At 46.3% G+C, this 16,413-nt stretch carries 15 protein-coding genes; 4 read left to right on the top strand and 11 right to left on the bottom strand.

Annotation, left to right across the window (positions count from 1 at the left end):
* Positions 1–35: 35 nt before the first annotated feature.
* From DOM22_RS14970 to DOM22_RS15000, 7 genes are read right to left on the bottom strand one after another with little or no spacing between them, the layout of a single operon-like run.
* Positions 36–1,019, bottom strand: coding sequence for a DUF429 domain-containing protein (locus DOM22_RS14970; protein ID WP_142701155.1), 984 nt, complete (start codon positions 1,017–1,019; stop codon positions 36–38).
* Positions 965–1,957, bottom strand: coding sequence for a galactokinase (locus DOM22_RS14975; protein WP_142701156.1), 993 nt, complete (start codon positions 1,955–1,957; stop codon positions 965–967). Before DOM22_RS14975 ends, DOM22_RS14970 begins: the two co-directional genes overlap by 55 nt.
* Positions 1,957–2,940, bottom strand: coding sequence for a DUF4340 domain-containing protein (locus tag DOM22_RS14980; RefSeq protein ID WP_142701157.1), 984 nt, complete (start codon positions 2,938–2,940; stop codon positions 1,957–1,959). Before DOM22_RS14980 ends, DOM22_RS14975 begins: the two co-directional genes overlap by 1 nt.
* Positions 2,937–4,472 carry a GldG family protein gene (locus DOM22_RS14985; RefSeq protein WP_142701158.1) on the bottom strand — a complete coding sequence of 512 codons (1,536 nt, stop codon included), beginning with the start codon at positions 4,470–4,472 and terminating at the stop codon, positions 2,937–2,939. Before DOM22_RS14985 ends, DOM22_RS14980 begins: the two co-directional genes overlap by 4 nt.
* A gap of 2 nt (positions 4,473–4,474) precedes the next feature.
* Positions 4,475–5,248, bottom strand: coding sequence for an ABC transporter permease (locus DOM22_RS14990; RefSeq protein ID WP_142701159.1), 774 nt, complete (start codon positions 5,246–5,248; stop codon positions 4,475–4,477).
* Complete coding sequence (locus DOM22_RS14995; RefSeq protein WP_142701160.1) at positions 5,245–6,183, bottom strand: ABC transporter ATP-binding protein; 939 nt, start codon at positions 6,181–6,183, stop codon at positions 5,245–5,247. The genes DOM22_RS14990 and DOM22_RS14995 overlap by 4 nt, the downstream gene beginning before the upstream one ends.
* A 40-nt stretch (positions 6,184–6,223) precedes the next feature.
* Positions 6,224–7,489: a DUF814 domain-containing protein gene (locus tag DOM22_RS15000; protein ID WP_142701161.1), complete on the bottom strand. Its 1,266-nt coding sequence runs from the start codon at positions 7,487–7,489 to the stop codon at positions 6,224–6,226.
* 78 nt (positions 7,490–7,567) lie between these two features.
* On the opposite strand from DOM22_RS15000, the gene DOM22_RS15005 reads away from it, so the two are divergent.
* Together DOM22_RS15005 and DOM22_RS15010 are read left to right on the top strand one after the other, a co-directional pair.
* Entirely contained in the window at positions 7,568–7,837 is a 270-nt protein-coding gene (locus tag DOM22_RS15005; RefSeq protein ID WP_142701162.1) for a DNA-dependent DNA polymerase, read from the top strand.
* Between the two features lie 499 nt (positions 7,838–8,336).
* A complete protein-coding gene (locus tag DOM22_RS15010) occupies positions 8,337–8,888 on the top strand; it encodes a transposase (RefSeq protein WP_142701163.1) in 552 nt (183 codons plus the stop codon).
* 176 nt (positions 8,889–9,064) lie between these two features.
* Here the strand turns inward: DOM22_RS15010 and DOM22_RS15015 are convergent, their stop codons facing one another.
* Complete coding sequence (locus tag DOM22_RS15015; protein ID WP_246845673.1) at positions 9,065–9,973, bottom strand: RsmB/NOP family class I SAM-dependent RNA methyltransferase; 909 nt, start codon at positions 9,971–9,973, stop codon at positions 9,065–9,067.
* Positions 9,974–10,097: 124 nt separating this feature from the next.
* Here DOM22_RS15015 and DOM22_RS19950 point away from each other — a divergent pair, with 124 nt between their 5' ends.
* Together DOM22_RS19950 and DOM22_RS15025 are read left to right on the top strand one after the other, a co-directional pair.
* Entirely contained in the window at positions 10,098–10,700 is a 603-nt protein-coding gene (locus DOM22_RS19950) for a DUF3011 domain-containing protein (RefSeq protein ID WP_210415638.1), read from the top strand.
* Positions 10,701–10,911: 211 nt separating this feature from the next.
* Complete coding sequence (locus tag DOM22_RS15025; RefSeq protein WP_142701165.1) at positions 10,912–13,293, top strand: MHYT domain-containing protein; 2,382 nt, start codon at positions 10,912–10,914, stop codon at positions 13,291–13,293.
* A gap of 245 nt (positions 13,294–13,538) precedes the next feature.
* Here the strand turns inward: DOM22_RS15025 and DOM22_RS15030 are convergent, their stop codons facing one another.
* Genes DOM22_RS15030 through phoU form a run of 3 tightly spaced genes read right to left on the bottom strand, consistent with a single transcriptional unit; the run spans position 13,539 to position 16,334 of the window.
* Complete coding sequence (locus DOM22_RS15030) at positions 13,539–14,975, bottom strand: cell wall metabolism sensor histidine kinase WalK (RefSeq protein WP_246845674.1); 1,437 nt, start codon at positions 14,973–14,975, stop codon at positions 13,539–13,541.
* Positions 14,972–15,676 carry a response regulator transcription factor gene (locus tag DOM22_RS15035; protein ID WP_246845675.1) on the bottom strand — a complete coding sequence of 235 codons (705 nt, stop codon included), beginning with the start codon at positions 15,674–15,676 and terminating at the stop codon, positions 14,972–14,974. The genes DOM22_RS15030 and DOM22_RS15035 overlap by 4 nt, the downstream gene beginning before the upstream one ends.
* Positions 15,669–16,334 carry a phosphate signaling complex protein PhoU gene (gene phoU / locus DOM22_RS15040; RefSeq protein WP_142701166.1) on the bottom strand — a complete coding sequence of 222 codons (666 nt, stop codon included), beginning with the start codon at positions 16,332–16,334 and terminating at the stop codon, positions 15,669–15,671. The genes DOM22_RS15035 and phoU overlap by 8 nt, the downstream gene beginning before the upstream one ends.
* Between the last annotated feature and the right edge of the window lie 79 nt (positions 16,335–16,413).

The following is a 16,413-nucleotide window of genomic DNA, read 5'->3' on the forward strand; positions in this document are numbered from 1 at the left end:
TGCAGCCTCCTGATTCCAGAAGACTATAGCACAGTTTAAAATGAGTTCCACTTGATGGATGACACGGGGAATTCCACCCAGTCTTCATTCGACGGGAATCCCTCGGGACGTGGCTCTGTCAGCCCCTTAAAGCTTAAGAACGCCGTCAGAGCACATATGAAGGACTCAAAAGCATGATTGTTTTCGATCATTAATTTGACGTCCTGATCATATACGAACGCAATATTGTGGGTACTCAGGGCGTGCAGAATCGCGCGGCGACTTTCATCTCCACCAATTGCATGCTTGTGAAAAAGAAGATGGCTTTTCATCACATGAAGAGAACGCCCGATGCGCCATAACGACAGCTTCGGAAACACCTCGATCACCTTCATATTCAATTTCTGTTTTAAAAACATCGCGCGCGCCAGAAGCGGCGCCATGTTCGCCCCCATCGCATGTTGCAAATGGAACGGCTCTTCGATTTCCGTCGACAGATACATTTCCACACAACGTTGCGTGTAAGGCGTAAAAAGTTTGCGCGGCTTTTTCTTTTTATGCAGCTTGCGCGTGTAGTCCCACATCCACTTGATATGCGGCTGATGATTGCAGGTTTCAATCTCCCCGCAGCAGGGATTTCTTAGAGTGTTTGGTAACTGAAAGGGAACATCGAAAGCCAGCAAATCAATGCTGCCATACTGTTCGATGATTTCATGAATTTTAAAGTCCGCGGAGTGCACTTCGTCGCTTTTGATTTTTTCAACCAAGCGAGACAGGAAAACTTTATTGTGCTTAGGATAATATTCGATAACTGAGACGCAGGCTTTATCCATTTTGCCACCGCCCAAAGAAACGCCGACAAAACGATGCACATCACCTGCATGATTTTCAGAAGCCAAAGGCGTCGCTTTAATCAAAGACGAGCGAGGTTTTGCGGTTTTTTTCGCAACCTTCTTGCTCGTCTTTTTTTTGACGGCCTTACTCTTTACAGAGGGTTTACGGGCTTTGCGCCCATGACTTGGAACCCGGCTTTTTGGCATGCGTCTGCGACTCCTTTTTTATTCTCAGGAGGGCACCACACCAGCACGCAACCACCGCCCCCAGCTCCACAAATCTTAACAGCCTCTGCGCCATTCTGCAAAGAGAGTTCAGACAGACGGCGGATCTCAGGACTTGAAAATTCTGGTGCCAAACGCACACGGGCTTCAAACTCACGTTTAAATAAATTTCCGAGTTCATTCCAATTTCCGCTACGGACCGCATGTTCGGTTTCAATCGCAATCACTTTCAGATCACGCAATGCTTGAATCGTGCCAGGATCTTTTGCGACAGAATCTTTCATCACTTCAAAATTATTTAATCCTGAATGATGAGCTTTCCCCGTATAAATCAACATGAATTTTTCAGCCAATGGAGTTTTCGAAACATCCATCACTTCCTGTTGAATTCCGTCGTAACCATAACGAAGGATATTCAAGCCGCCAGAAGCCGCGGGATAGTAATCCTGCGTACCCGTGGGTGTATTTAAAATTTCGGCTTCAATATTGTGAGCTGAATGCACCATATGGTGAACATCACGGAAAGGCCTATTGCAGAACTGCGCAAAAGCTTTCATCAAACCAATCGTCAAACTGGAGCTACCACCCAGGCCGCCACCTACGGGGCTTTCCGAAGAAGTTTTTAAACTGAACCCCTTGGTCGGCATCCAATAGCGAAGCTGAGTTTGCAACAATATCATCTGTGGATCTGTATCGGCCAAAGCTTCCACCAAATTAGAGTACGCTTTGCGAACTTTCAAATCAGCAGATTCCAGGACTATAGTAGAGTCTTCATGCGGAGTCAGTTCCACGTTCGTGTAAACGTCGATAGCAACGTTCACAGTGGATGCACCATTGATGAATAAATAAAGGGGCCACAAATCAAGAGTGCCCCCTGCCAAATCCACGCGTGTTGGTGATTTAACGATAATTTTCTGCATTACAAGTTGTCTTTCTCATGGGCGAGTTGAGCGCCGGTTTGATCTTTACTATCTTGCTTCGGAGTGGCCCCTACTTTCAAGTCCTCAGTTTTAAGATCAATCAAATTATCCAAAGCTCCTGGTCCCATAAGCATTTGAAATTTCGGTTCGGAAACTGAGGCATAAATTCTTTTATCTGTCGCTTGCCCGACTTCCGCTTTCCACGCTTGCTCGCCCAGTTTTAAATTCAGGGTGAACAACGGGTTCAGCGTCGGCATTTTGCCATCGATATAGTTCGCAGCACGAGCATCCGCTATATCACGGAAAAGCTGACGCACTTTTTGTTGATCAAGCTCCACCTTTTTTGATCCCGCGTCGACCCACTTGCCCTCTTTCAAATTGATTTCGACAATGCCGGATTTATTTTTTAAGCGGAAGTATTCAATCGAAGCCATTTTATGGCGCAGGAATCGACGGTCGCGAAACTCACCAACGGGTTTTTCCAGGCGAGTCGTCCAGCTGCTGTTAACCACTAAGACTCGATTTTCATTATCACGACGGGCAAAGGGATTGTTTTCAAAATTTGTTTTACCGGAAATATGCAAGGTTGTGGATAGACCCGCAGAGTTCGTGAACTTCACGGATCCTGCTGGCTGCTCAAGACCGAAGGCCTTCCAATCAATTCCTTCGCCTTCCTTCACCACATCATAAACTCTTTCAGAGGACGTCATCTTGATCAGATCATCTGCGGAAGCATCGTCAGCACTGTCTTTTAGGGGCTGCTCAAGATTCCAACCTTCGACGGAGCGCTTTAAAATGACGGATTCACCGTTACTTTTTGAGATCTCGATAACATCGATCTGGTCGGTGTTCATTGTGAAAAGTTTAGCGCTTGCGGTTTTCGCTTCCTCAGCTTTTTTTTGCGCAAGGAAATCGTATAAGGCATAGCCACCAAATACCAAAAGACACATGACCAATATGCCGCGACCTTTGATCTTCTTCACGCACTTCTCCTTCTGGAATAAAGAGTGATGCCCGCGCCCAACAGCAGCAAAGGCAATGGAATTAAAAAGGCGAAAATGAACACTGCAAATTTGGTTTCCGTCAAAATCAACTGCGTCGCCTGCGGTTCTTTAGGAGAAATACTGATAAGGTTTTCCTCTTTGGCTAAAGACGCCAGGGAATTTAAAACCAGATCGCGGTTCAAATTTTGATACAACATTTGATTGGTCATGAAATCCACGTCTCCAGCAATGATCGCTGCAAATTTTTTGGCTTGGGGGTCTGAATCCCATTGGCCAACGACTTGATCAACCAAAGCAAAGCTTCCCACCGGACCATCTTCTTTCAAATTCATGGATTTGAAAGCCATGGATTTTGGGCTTGTTCTGACTAACTCATCAATAGTCATTCCTGGGGGCTCGACAACTTTTTTAAGCGCTTGAGGATGACGGAACAAAGTCACTTCACTTTGACCAAAAGCTTTGGTGATTTCATTCAGTGGAGAAAACACCGAACCCATCACGGGGCCTTGATTGATTCCTTGGCCCATCACCGTATCCACGATATTAAAGACGTAGTTGTTACCAAGTTCGATACCCATTTTTCTGATCAGCTTATCCAGGTTCGCAGGGTTTTGTGATTCCAGAGCAATGAACAGGCTGCCACCGTTCTTCAAATAACCTTCCAAAGCTTCCACTTCATGAGCCAAGAAATTTTGAATCGGTCCCGCAATTACGATCACATCGGCATCAGCTGGAACTTTAGGCTCAGAGATCAATGGCAACTGTTTGACGGTGTAGCGGTTACGCTCCAGCATCACCTTAAGAGCATTAAGGCCCAAACCTTCTTTGACTTCATCAAGGTTCGCTTCGCCGTGACCTACCGTAAAGTAAATCGTTTTGTTTTTCTCGCGAGTCACTTTGACCAAAGAACTTGTGAATTCCTGCTCGTCAATTTTTTGCAGCAAGTTGCGACGGCCTTTGTATTCCAAGAAAGCTGTCCCGCTCCCTTTATCAACACCGAAATCCTTGGCCAAATCCGGTTGTTCGTTCACTTCAACGAAATTCAATTGAATGCGCGGATTGATGTCCTGGTACTTTTTGATCAGGTCACGGAAGGAGCGACGGTTTTCTTCGTTTCCTTCAACGCCCTTCTTATAGAAAAAATAAACTTTTAATTCATCGTCGAGATTTTTAACCAGCTTGATTGATTGCTCGGCCAGGGTGTTTGACTGCGCTGTCGAGAAATCAAAAGTCAGATAATGTCTGACACCGATATAATTGACCACGGCCAGGACTGCCAGCATCAGGAGAATTAAAACTCCCATGCTCATGCCCTCTTTCGTCGTTTTCATCGTCAGAAATTCTTTAAAAAAGGCGCGATCTTTAATAATCCCCGCAACCAGGAAAAGAACGGCCATCCCTAAGGATAACCAGCAAAAAGGAACCCACTCGCCCAAAAGGTAGCGAGTGATGGTCATACAAACCAAAGAGATCCCCGCCATTAGAAATGAAATTTTACTAATCTTGCTCATCACTATCTCCAACGGGAAGATTCAACCACACGCTCTGCCAGGAAGCAGAACAACACAATCAAGCTGCCAAAGAAAACCAAACCATTGGTACGGATGGTGCCTTCGACCAGGCTCGATAAATGCGTGCTTAAAGAAACGTGTTCAAATATTTTACGGGCAACTTCACTATCCACGACTTCAGCACCGATTCCGATAAACCAGATCGATACATTCAAGATCACTGACATCACGTAAGCAACCAAGCTGTTTTCAGTTAAAGCCGAGCAAAATAAATTCATCGCAGCGTAAACGCCGCCGACGATAAAGATTCCCAGGAAGGCTACCAGCAAGGGCCCCCAGTTCAGTTTTGCCAACGCCGCCGTCGCCAACGGATAAGTCAAAGCCAAGAATACAATCCCCGCCACGGCCCCAAGAGCTGCAAGATACTTGCCCAGGACGATCTGCAAAGAAGTCACTGGTGATGTCAGAAGCAAATCAAATGTGCGAAGCTTTTTTTCTTCGGCAAACAACTTCATCGTCAAAGCCGGTACCACGAAGATCAATATTAGATTCAAATAAGAAAGCTGACGTAAGAACACCCCATAGTGAATGTTCAATTGATTTGCGGGAATTCCCTGTTGCGCCACGTAGTTCATCAAGAGCTGCGCGAAACCGTAAAGCTGCAACGGATAAATCCAGCTAAAGACCAAGCTGACTAAAAAACAGATGATCCAATAGGTCGGATTGAAATAAAAACCCTTCAATTCTTTTTTAAGGATGATCATTGAACCGTTCATGACTCACCTCTTTCTTGGCCGTAAGTGAGCTTTAAGAAGACATCTTCCAAATCCATTTTGCTGGGGCTGAATTCCAAAAGCCCCAGGCCTTGATTCACCAAGCGCGAAGAAACTGCTGCCACTATGTCATCCCCACCGCGCACATCAATGCGCCACTCTTTGTGAGAAATGCCTTCTTGAACCGATATCACTTCACGGATATCTGAGAGTACGGCCTTCATATCAGGAACGTCCTTGGCGACACGAACAAGCAAGCGGTTTTGCCCTTGCTCCATCGAAGCCAAGTGTTGAATGCTGTCTTCAACTACGATTTTACCTTTGTTGATGATGATGATCTTTTCGCAGGTCGCTTGAACTTCAGGCAGGATGTGAGTCGAAAGAATAATCGTATGCTGACCACGAAGGGCTTTGATCAAATCACGGATCTCGGCCACTTGTTTGGGATCAAGTCCCACCGTCGGCTCATCCAGAATCAGAACTTCAGGATCAGAAACGATGGCCTGGGCAATTCCCACACGTTGTTTGAAACCCTTGGACAAATGTTGAATCAAACGCTTTTGAACTTCGCCCAAATTTGTTTTTTCAATCGCCAGGTCCACAGACTTTTCGATTTTATCTTTAGGAACCTGCTTCAAGGCCGCCACATAGCGCAGATAATCTCGCACATACATGTCACCATACACAGGTGGAGTTTCTGGCAGGTAACCGATACGCTTTTTTACTTCGATAGGATTTTCAAAAACATCGAAACCTGCGACTGAGGCCGAGCCATGGCTTGGCGCCATAAACCCCGTGATGATTTTCATGGTTGTGGATTTTCCAGCACCGTTCGGTCCCAAAAAGCCGACAACGTCACCTTTGTTAACTGAAAAGTTCAGATGATCGATTGCTCTGCGTGGTCCGTAATCTTTGGTAAGATCTTTTACTTGAATCATAGTGAAATTTTAGACTCCACCACGATTCAGTCAAGACTCCTCAAGATTGACGCAAAGAAAAATGAAAGGTCTTTTCCGAGTGATAAGTCACGCGACCCAGTTTATCTCCCTTGATGGGACGAACAAAACGACACTCCACCATCACCACAGCGACTTTTTGCCCCACCATAAGGGATTTGGACGACAAAGATTCCCTTGCCACCCAGGAGGCGACTTCCTGGATTTCAGCTTGGGAAATCTCCTGATCTCTTTGACGATGAATGATAGCGTGCGCTCCAGGATAATCTTTTAAATGCAGCCAGTAGTCCCATGCCTTGGCTTGTCGTAACAATGCCAAGTTGTCGGCAGCTGACTTTCCACAATAAGCTAAAGCCCCCGAGTCCAAAGTAAACTTTCGGCCTCTGGCATCTGCCTTATGCATTAAATCCACAAGGCCCGGCTTAACGGATTGCTTTTCGCGGTATTGGGATTTTTCTAACTTCGCAATTTCAACAATGAGCTCTTCCAAACGTTCCCGGGCACCGTCTTTTTTAGCCACCAGCTGCTTGGATTTTGCGAAAGCATTTTCGATATTCCAATTGATGGACTCGCGACGATTAACGAATGGCTCCAAATGAGCAGGAACTTCGAGCGTACGATGCGCGACCAGAAAATTTCCGGCTTCTTGCCATTCCAAATGCTTTTCGGCATTGATTTGCTTTTGAATTTCATCCAGAGCTTTGCGCTTTTTATCCAGGTCTTTTTGCTTTTGTTTTTCCCATTGCACCACAGGATCCAACGATGGTTTTTTGTCGTGCTTTTGCTCTGAAAGCCATTCTTCGTGTAGCTCCACTAAAGTTCGCGGCTCTGGAGGATTTTCTACGGGTGGGGCTTCTTTAAGATCGAGGGGTTTTTCCCACGCAATGGTTTTGCCTTGGGCTCGCACGATCAGGTTGCATTGCTTGGGAATCAGGCGAATTTCGAGCTCACACTTAAGCGTCGTATTGGCTAAAGTTAACACCGCAACCCGTCCATATTCTGTCAGTACTTTGAAATCATGGACGTAAAGATTTTTAGCGTTGGAATTTAGGAAAAGCCCCAGTGGCTTTGGCTTTGGCCCTTTTTTAAATGGACAGTGATTTTCAAAAACCAGCATCATGGGAGTGTTCGGAACAAGGTCCAGGATCAGCCAAAACTGTGTGCGATTGTGAAACGATAAAGCCAGACCCCGGTCATTCGCCAGGACCTCTTGCAACTGGGCTCCTTTAAGAACTTGCTCAAAGTGATTCACGAAGTTGTTCAGTTCTTGTTGGGTTATGGCTTTCATCCTGAATATTGTGTCATCCTTTGGGCCAAATTTCCAACTAGTACTTAGGTTCCAAGATGGCGTTCCGATAATTTCTTTATGAAAAATGATGCTTTGCTAAAGATCGTCGAAACTCAACTTCAAGAAACTAAGTACATGCGTGAGAAAACGTCTGATTTTATCAATCGCGTGGTGCAACTTTACACTTTGCAATTGATGGGTCAGGGCAATATCCCTTTAGACTACATGGAAGAAGTTTTGGCCGACGTCGAAGCAGAAGCGATCGAAATGTACCGCAAAAAAACCTACGGCTTCCTGACTTTGGAAGAATACCGCCGCCACAAATTCCGCCAAGCCGACGACAATTAGTTTTTCGTTATCAAGTTAACTTTTCAAAGCCAGGCCCACACCCCTGGCTTTTTAATTTTTCCCGCCCTGGGCCAACCCAACGCCCCACCATTTCGGGGTATCGGTCATGACACCTCTCTACCCAACTAACACCAATCGTTTTCGGGGTACCGGTCACCTCACACCCATCCGCCCCTGAACTCCACTCCACTCCACTCCACTCCACTCCCCCGTCAGTCCTTCGAAATTTGGGTACCGGTCATCACTCAGGTTTCTTGGGTTTATTGGGGTATCGGTCATATAAAAAGACTTCGCTAAAATACGGTTCCTCGTCCAATCGCCGGACACCTCGGTGCGGGAGAACACGCCCATTCCACCTTATTACTGCTTTAAAATTGCAACCGTATTCCAAGCATGACCGATACCCTGTCAGGAATCAGGACAGAACGGTTGAGCTCATGGGACCGCTCGTGAGCTTCGAACAATCGAGCCCACGGCATATTTGAATGTGGAGATACTTTTGAAACAACAAACTTTTTCTGGAATGCATACGCATTGGAAATATAGACACTGTCATGGAGGATCTTTGCGGAAATCTCTAAAGGGCCGAGGTGCGCGCCCGCTTTCCAGTAAGGAACCGATTCACCTGGTTTTTAAAGTGAATAAAACGGCGGTTCACGGTGGACTGCGCAGTCCTCGGACATTTTCTCTGATCAATAATCTACTGAGAAAATATTCGCGTAAATTCTTTGTCAGTGTTGAGCAACACTCTGTTCAAAAAGATCACATCCATATTCTTTTGCGCGGAGGAAAACGTTCTCAGCTACAGAGCTTTTTTAGAGTGTTGGCTGGGCAATTCGCGCAGAGATTGACCGATACCTTCAGCACCAAACATGAGGGAGAAAAAATCTGGAAGCATCGGCCATTTTCTCGTGTCGTCAAAGGCTACAGGGCGTACAGGATTGTTCGAGACTATATTCAGCTCAATGAGTGTGAGACTAAGGGCCGTCCCTATTCAAAATCGAGATTGCGGGGATTGACTCAAGAACAGCTCATAGAGCTTTGGAACTAGAAGTAGTTAATTCGCTTTTGTATTGTCAGGCGAAGGATTCGACTGGGGAGAAATGTAAACTCGGATGGAACTATTTTTTGAGAAATATTCAACGCACATGAGATGCCGCAAATATTCTCCATGAACTAGCCCGTATCTACTGCTAAGGCCGAAGAACTCGCAGCTACCGCGTACTACTACTCAACCTTCTCAACCACGGCGAAATACAGCGGGCCGAAACCACACCGATCTGGCATGTATGCTACGCCGAATTCGGTGGCTTCACCACCGACGCCCAATTCTGCAGGCAAAAGTTTAACTTCGCCTTTTTTCTTTTTTAATAGTTTGCGAATCACTTCGTCATTTTCGGTAGGACTGATAGAGCAAGTTGAATACACGATGCGACCGCCAGGTTTTACGGCCAACAACGCCGCACTCAACAAAGAATACTGACGAGTTGCCAAATGCTCTGTGCGACGTGGACTCCATTCGTCCTGGGCTTTGGGATTTTCCAAAATATGGCGTTCACCGGAACAAGGAGCATCCAACAAAACGCGATCAAAACTGTTTGGCTCTTTCAAACCGAATTGCACACCGTCTTTACCAGTGACCCACACACGATCACGCACCTGTCGGGGCACATATTGTTGAATAACTTTTTTCAAACGCTCGCGACGTTCTGGCGAAAGGTCGTTACAAAAGATTTCGCCTTCTTCTGCAATGGCTTCAATCATGATCAAACTTTTTCCACCCGGAGCCGCACACATATCCAGCAGGCGATCACCAGGCTGAGCATCCAGGGCGCGAGCCACCATGACACTGGCCGGGTCCATCACATAGGTATCCAGCAATTCATCAGAACGACGCTCAGGATGACTGCCCTCGCCCGCAGGAATCCAAAAACATCCCGGAAGCCGTTCCTTTGTTTCAAAACTTTTCCAACGAGTTGCGGTGTCATCTTGCTTCCCAAGATTATTGACGCGTGCCACTTGCTGTTCAGAATTTTGTAATGCCGCAAAAAGTGTGGACCAACGGTCACCATAAACTTTTTGGAAATGCAGATAAAAAGGATGTGTGGTTTGCATAGAGTTCGTTTTATAGGGCATTTTTCCCTCTGCGTCATCGGAAAAGTGTCTAAATGACTCCGATTTGGTTAGGCACGCTATTCGCATTAGTGATTGCTGGAACGAAGAAATCGTCATAACGACACCACTAACAAAGGAAAAGTTCATGAATAAATTTATGCTATCCCTGATCGCACTTTGCGCGTTTGCACACACTGCTCACGCTAATGATTTTGATGGTTATCAATCTGAAGAATCTGCTTACAGCCAAGAATCTGAAATGAGCCAAGACGAAGCGGCGATGATGTCTGATGACGTAGCAGCTTACGGTCGTGGTGGCGGCCGTGGTGATGGTCGCGGCCCCGGTCGCGGCGGCCCAGGTTGGGGTCGTCCTGATTACGGCCCAGGTCATGGTGGCCCTCGCCCTCGTCCCTATCCTCCAGGACATGGCGGCCCAGGTCACGGGGGCCCAGGTTATCCTCCTCCAGGTCACGGCGGTCCCGGTCATGGCGGCCCAGGTTACCCTCATCCAGGCCCTGGTTACCCACCACCTCCACCGCACCAACCAAGCGTTGAGTATGTTACTTGTGAATCTTACGGCAACCGCTACAACACGTGCTACGTGAACCCATACGGTATCCGCAGAGTTTACTTGGCGAGACAAATCTCCAACACTCGTTGCGACGCTAACAGAACTTTCGGTCTTTCTGGAAACTACATCTGGGTTGATCGTGGTTGCCGCGGAGTCTTCGCAGTCGAGCGCTACTAATTATTCAAAATTTCCAAGGATAGTGTTCCCCACAATACTAGTCCCTGTGAAAATTCAAATAAAAGCCCCGTGCCAAAACACGGGGCTTTTTACTTTTATTGCCACACTTGCATTAAACTTCTGACATCATATTTGCCAAATTACGTGACCTTCATTACGTTAGAATCCATCACGGCTCTGGAGTATAAATTTGTGCGGATATGAATTGGGAATGAAAATGTCCCACACTTATAATCAAGATCTTGTAGCCTTGTCGGTTTTGATTGCGACAGTGGGCGCCTATGTTGCCCTCAACATTGTACTTCGCATAAAAGAATCTTTAGGAAAAAATAATCGCCTCTGGTTACTGGGCGGAGCCGTTGCGATGGGCCTGGGAATTTGGAGTATGCATTTCGTCGGCATGCTCGCGATGCAAATGCCAGGAATAGCGATTGGCTATGATCTGCCTCTTTCGATTATTTCTCTATTCGTTGCGATTGGTGCTTCGTTAGTTGCGTTCTATATCGTCAGTCGAGTTCAAGTTTCTCTTATGGGTGTGATCTTTGGTGGAATCTCCATGGCCGTGGCGATCTCCGGAATGCACTATATTGGAATGGCCTCGATGCGGATGGCGGCGCGAATTGAATGGCACTGGGATCTGGTTGCCCTTTCTGTCTTCATCGCGGCTTTTGCATCGTTTGCAGCACTTGGGGTTTCTTTACTTTTTAGAACCACAAAACGAGTGACTCTATTGCATATTCTCTCAAGTCTTTTAATGGGAGCCGCCGTCTCCGGTATGCACTATGTTGGTATGTTCGCCGCGGACTTTATTCACGAAGAACAACCACTTCCCCCTCACCAAGGAATGGTTTTAGGAACGCAGACTGTTGCTTATGTTGTGACTGCCACCACGTTCATGATTTTGCTTGTAGCGTTGATTGCCTCAGGCTTTGCCCGGGTTCTGATTCGTCGTTCGAATGAAGCTAAAGACGCCATCAACAGCCGGGATATCCTTTTGAAAGAAGCGCAGGAACTTGCCCACCTGGGAAGCTGGGAAAGATCGATCCATGGCACTGAGGTCAGCATATCTGAAGAAATGTATAACATTTATGGTCTTGATAAAAACACTCACGTCACAGCTGAATTGCTTTTAAGCTATACGGACGCTGTCAACCGCGAAAAAATCAGAACGGCCCTCGAGAGCGCCATTACAACCAAGTCTCCGCATAATTTTGATCATGTGATTCGCCTTAACGATGGGACGACAAAATACGTTCAAACCCGTGTTCAGGTCGCTTTGGATGATCAAGGTGAAGTTGTAAAAATATTCGGCACGACCCAGGATATTTCCGACCTGAAGACCATTGAAAATGAACTTCTGAAAACTCAGGCGGAATTAGAATCCCGGGTTCAAGAAAGAACTGCGGATCTGGAACAAGCTCTGATCCGCGAGAAGAAAGCTAAAGAAATCGCCGAAGAAGCGACAAAAGCTAAAACGACTTTCCTGGCAAACATGAGCCATGAGATTCGCACTCCTATGAATGCGATTTTAGGATTTGCAGAATTATTAAGTTCCGAAGATCTAACCACGGAACAAGAAGAATACTTAAATCGCATCCAAGCGAATGGTGAACTTTTACTGCGAATCATTGATGATATTCTTGATTTAACAAAGTTTGAAGCGGGCAAAATGCCCATTGAAAAAAGCTTGTTGTCTTATACTGAGCTGGTGAACGAAGTCGTTAGTTCACTGTCATTGATGGCACTAAAAAAACATATCAAAATCGAAGTCGAAAAAACCAGCCAGATGCCCGACAACATTTACTCAGATCCCGTGCGCTTGCGTCAGATCCTTGTGAATCTGATTGGAAATGCCGTGAAGTTTTCGAATAAAGGTCCGATAAAAATCAGAATTTATTCCCAAAAACTCGAAGGTAAAACTCTGATTTCTACAGAGGTGCAGGATTTTGGTATCGGGATTTCCGAAGAAGGTCAGCGTCAGATCTTTCAAGCTTTCGGACAGGCTGACACCTCCATCATCCGAAAATTCGGGGGCACGGGACTCGGATTGGTTTTATCTCGTCATTTTGCTCGTGCTTTGGGCGGCAACTTATCGCTTCTTGAAAGCAAGGAAGACGTCGGAAGCACCTTCCTATTCACCATAACTTCTTCTGACGAAGAGCAAGCCAAGGCAACAGCGCCAAACAAAGCGCTGGCACCTCAAGCCCCTGTGAGCTTGGCGGATTTTGAGGGGAAAACTATCAAAGTCTTGTTGGCCGAGGATTTAAAGGATAACCAAATTTTAATTGGAATTTATCTTCGCTCAAAACATTTCATCGTTTCTTACGCCAACGATGGTTTTGAAGCTGTGAAAATGGCGACCGAAAATGATTACGATATCATCTTGATGGACGTGCAAATGCCAGGAATGGACGGCCTGCAAGCGACCAGAACTCTGAGAGCTCAAGGATATAAAAAGCCCATCATCGCACTGACCGCCCATGCCCTGCGCGAAGAAGTAAAAAAGTCCCTAGACGCGGGCTGCGACGCCCACCTGACTAAACCGATCAATCGCCCCGATCTTCTCGGAGCAATTAAAACTTTTGTTTCTTGAAAGGTCACCCCTTAGGGCTATATTTAAACATTCCCCGCCCCCCATACCCATACTCCGTTAAGAGCGCTCAAAAAGGTACAAATGCAAGGCGGAGATGCGAACCGTAGCGCAGGCGTGCCCCAGGCACGTCGAAGCGAGGACTCGCACCGATAGAAATCGCAGGAAGCGATTTCTACGCGACAGCCCGAAGGGGTTGGGGCAGGAGCCCCAACCACAACGCAGCAGTTGTGCCTTTTTCAGCGCTATTACTTAATTGGGAAGGCGCAGATGAACTCTGTGCCTACATCTAATTGGGATTTTACCGCGACGGTGCCGCCGTGGCTTTGCATGATGTGCTTAACAATCGCTAGGCCCAAACCTGTGCCACCGGCGTCTCTTGTGCGACCTTTATCGATGCGATAGAAGCGTTCAAACAAGCGATCCAAATGTTCAGATGGGATACCTGGGCCGTCGTCGATCACGCGCAAGATAATGTATTCTTTGATGTCGCGTTCCCAACGGATTTGCACAGTCTTATTGTTTGGAATGAACTTCACCGCGTTTGATACGAGGTTGCGCAGGACTTGTTCCACTTTACGCGAATCCGCTTTGAACGGAGGAACTTCGCCCACCACACGGATGGCGATGCTTTTTTCGGCGGCCAGGACGGCCATTTCAGAAACCACGTGTTCTGAAATTTGCAGAGGATGAATCAATTCTAATTTCAATTCTGAATTTGAAGATTCCATGGACGTCAACGACAACAAGTCATTCACCAAATCCATCAAGCGATCAATGTTGCGAGAAACGATATTGATGAACTTACCGGCCTGCTCCGTTTGGCCGTTGTTGATGTCTTCTTTCAAAGTATCAACATAACCTTTGATTGATGTCAGTGGTGTGCGCAATTCGTGAGAAGCATTACCGACGAATTCGATGCGGATTTGCTCGGCACGTTTCAGCTCCGTGATATCATGGAAAATACCCACGATACCGTAAACCTCGCGGGTCTTCTCGTTGCGGATCGGATTGACCGATACCGAGAAAAAGCGCGGTTGGTTGTCGATCAGGGTTGGCAATTTCACTGTGAAGCGTGTGCCCTTACCTGTTTTGATCGTCGTCGCAAAACCTTCCAGAACATCAGATGAGCGAATCGCATCTTTCAGGCGCAGATTTTCAGTGGAAAGCTGCGGACCTTTCAAAAACTGCGCCGCAAACTGAGAATTGAAATAAAGAATTTTTTCATCAAGGCTGACGCTAACCAAGCCTTCCGACACAGAACTCATGAAAGCCTGGGACTCCTCCTGCGCTTGCAGGAAGTTCGCCTTACGACGTTTCATCTTTTTATGGATTTTATCCAAAGCGACTTCAAGCTCTGACAGGTCATCCGCATCGTCATCCAAAAGATCATCGGCATCTGATGCCGAAAAGATCTCGCCATAAGCGCGCTTGTTGGAAATACGCAAAGCTTTCAAAATAACTTTATGAATTGGACGAACAAAACGGAACGCGATGATCAAAGATACCAAAAGACTGAACATGAAAAAGTTCAGCAGGAAGTCCGTGTACACGAAATCAGCCATGCGATGTTGCGAATCCAAAGAAGCCGCAATAACGAAGGCCAAGATATTAAAAACAACGACTTGAAAGAAAAATAACTTCCAGAAAAGACGTGACGGAAAACGGATGAAACTCTTCATCATGCCTGTTCCATTTTCACCCGGTAGCCCACGCCACGGATGGTTTCAATGCGATCGCCCCATTCGCCTAATTTTTTACGAAGTCCAAAGACGTGAGTGTCAATCGTACGACCAACAACACTGATGCCCTCGCCCTGAATGTTTTCAATCAGCTTTTCACGAGTCAAAACCACGCCATGATTTTGCACCAATGTACCTAATAGTTTGAATTCAGACGGCGTCAAATGCAGAGGCTCATTTTTATAAGAGATCTCGTAGGTTTTAAAATTCATTTTCAAACCGTGGATGTTGATTTCGCTGTCATCTTTGATGACTTCGTCAGCCTTAGGACTTGCACGACGAAGCAATGCCTTTGCACGCGCAATCAAAACGGAAGGATTGAAAGGTTTCGTCAAATAGTCGTCAGCGCCGCGCTCAAGACCCATAACGATATCTTGAGGCTCGGTTTTCGCTGTCACCATAAGAATAGAGGCGTTTTGATTTTTAGCTTTAATACGATCCAGGATGTCGACACCGTGAAGTCCTGGAAGCATCCAATCCAACACGAATAATTGGTAGTTTTTGGCATTCATTTCAGCGAGGGCTTCTTCGGCAGAGGCACATTCAGTCACGCGGTAACCTTGACGTAGCAAATGCAAAGCCATCAGTTCGCGGATCTCTTGTTCGTCCTCAACCACCATCACCTGAATTGAATTTTCAGCCAAACTTGCCCCCATGTCGAACATCTTTCCCGGTAAATGCGAAGATCACGTCTTCCGCAATATTAGTCGCATGGTCACCCAGGCGTTCCAAATTACGTGCGATCAAAATAAAATCCATGCTTGCTTCAACGTCGTCTGGATTGCTTTTCATGTGTTTAATAGCGTCGTTGAAAACTTTATTTTTCAACGTGTCGATCTCATCATCCATCAGCAAAATGTTTTTTGCTTCGACAGCGTCACCACGAACAAAACAATCCAAAGAACCCTTCACCATGCGACCTGCGATTTCAGACATTTTCTGAATATCACCGGTTTGCGCCTGGATGGGTTTACGACCCAAATAATCTTTACCGGAATAAGAGATATTCACAGTCTGGTCACCCATGCGCTCAAGGTCGTTGTTGATTTTCAAAACAGAGATAATCAAACGAAGATCTTTTGCCACCGGGCCTTGTTTTGCCAGGATGTGCATGCAGTGATTATCAACGCGAATGTGATCTTCGTTGATGCGCTTTTCGATTTCATGAACTTCTTGAAAAGCATTCACATCACGGGAAAGCAAAGCGGCTGTGACTTGAGAGAGGGCTTTTTCAACATGACCACCCATTACCAAAATCATTTTCTTAAGGTCTTCAAGTTGAGTGTCGATGGCACGTTCCATACGTATTCCCCGTTTGTTGGTTGTATAAAGGTTTTCAGAGTAAAAGACACCGCTTAACACGGCTCTCAAAGCAAAACTA

This window comes from Bdellovibrio sp. ZAP7, from assembly GCF_006874645.1.
Taxonomy (GTDB): domain Bacteria; phylum Bdellovibrionota; class Bdellovibrionia; order Bdellovibrionales; family Bdellovibrionaceae; genus Bdellovibrio.

Coding starts and splice junctions, on each gene's coding strand:
- DOM22_RS14970 (WP_142701155.1), bottom strand. CDS start 1,019: ATGCCAAAAAGCCGGGTTCCAAGTCATGGGCGCAAAGCCCGTAAACCC.
- DOM22_RS14975 (WP_142701156.1), bottom strand. CDS start 1,957: ATGCAGAAAATTATCGTTAAATCACCAACACGCGTGGATTTGGCAGGG.
- DOM22_RS14985 (WP_142701158.1), bottom strand. CDS start 4,472: ATGAGCAAGATTAGTAAAATTTCATTTCTAATGGCGGGGATCTCTTTG.
- DOM22_RS14990 (WP_142701159.1), bottom strand. CDS start 5,248: ATGAACGGTTCAATGATCATCCTTAAAAAAGAATTGAAGGGTTTTTAT.
- DOM22_RS14995 (WP_142701160.1), bottom strand. CDS start 6,183: ATGATTCAAGTAAAAGATCTTACCAAAGATTACGGACCACGCAGAGCA.
- DOM22_RS15000 (WP_142701161.1), bottom strand. CDS start 7,489: ATGAAAGCCATAACCCAACAAGAACTGAACAACTTCGTGAATCACTTT.
- DOM22_RS15005 (WP_142701162.1), top strand. CDS start 7,568: ATGAAAAATGATGCTTTGCTAAAGATCGTCGAAACTCAACTTCAAGAA.
- DOM22_RS15015 (WP_246845673.1), bottom strand. CDS start 9,973: ATGCCCTATAAAACGAACTCTATGCAAACCACACATCCTTTTTATCTG.
- DOM22_RS19950 (WP_210415638.1), top strand. CDS start 10,098: ATGAATAAATTTATGCTATCCCTGATCGCACTTTGCGCGTTTGCACAC.
- DOM22_RS15025 (WP_142701165.1), top strand. CDS start 10,912: ATGAAAATGTCCCACACTTATAATCAAGATCTTGTAGCCTTGTCGGTT.
- DOM22_RS15030 (WP_246845674.1), bottom strand. CDS start 14,975: ATGATGAAGAGTTTCATCCGTTTTCCGTCACGTCTTTTCTGGAAGTTA.
- phoU (WP_142701166.1), bottom strand. CDS start 16,334: ATGGAACGTGCCATCGACACTCAACTTGAAGACCTTAAGAAAATGATT.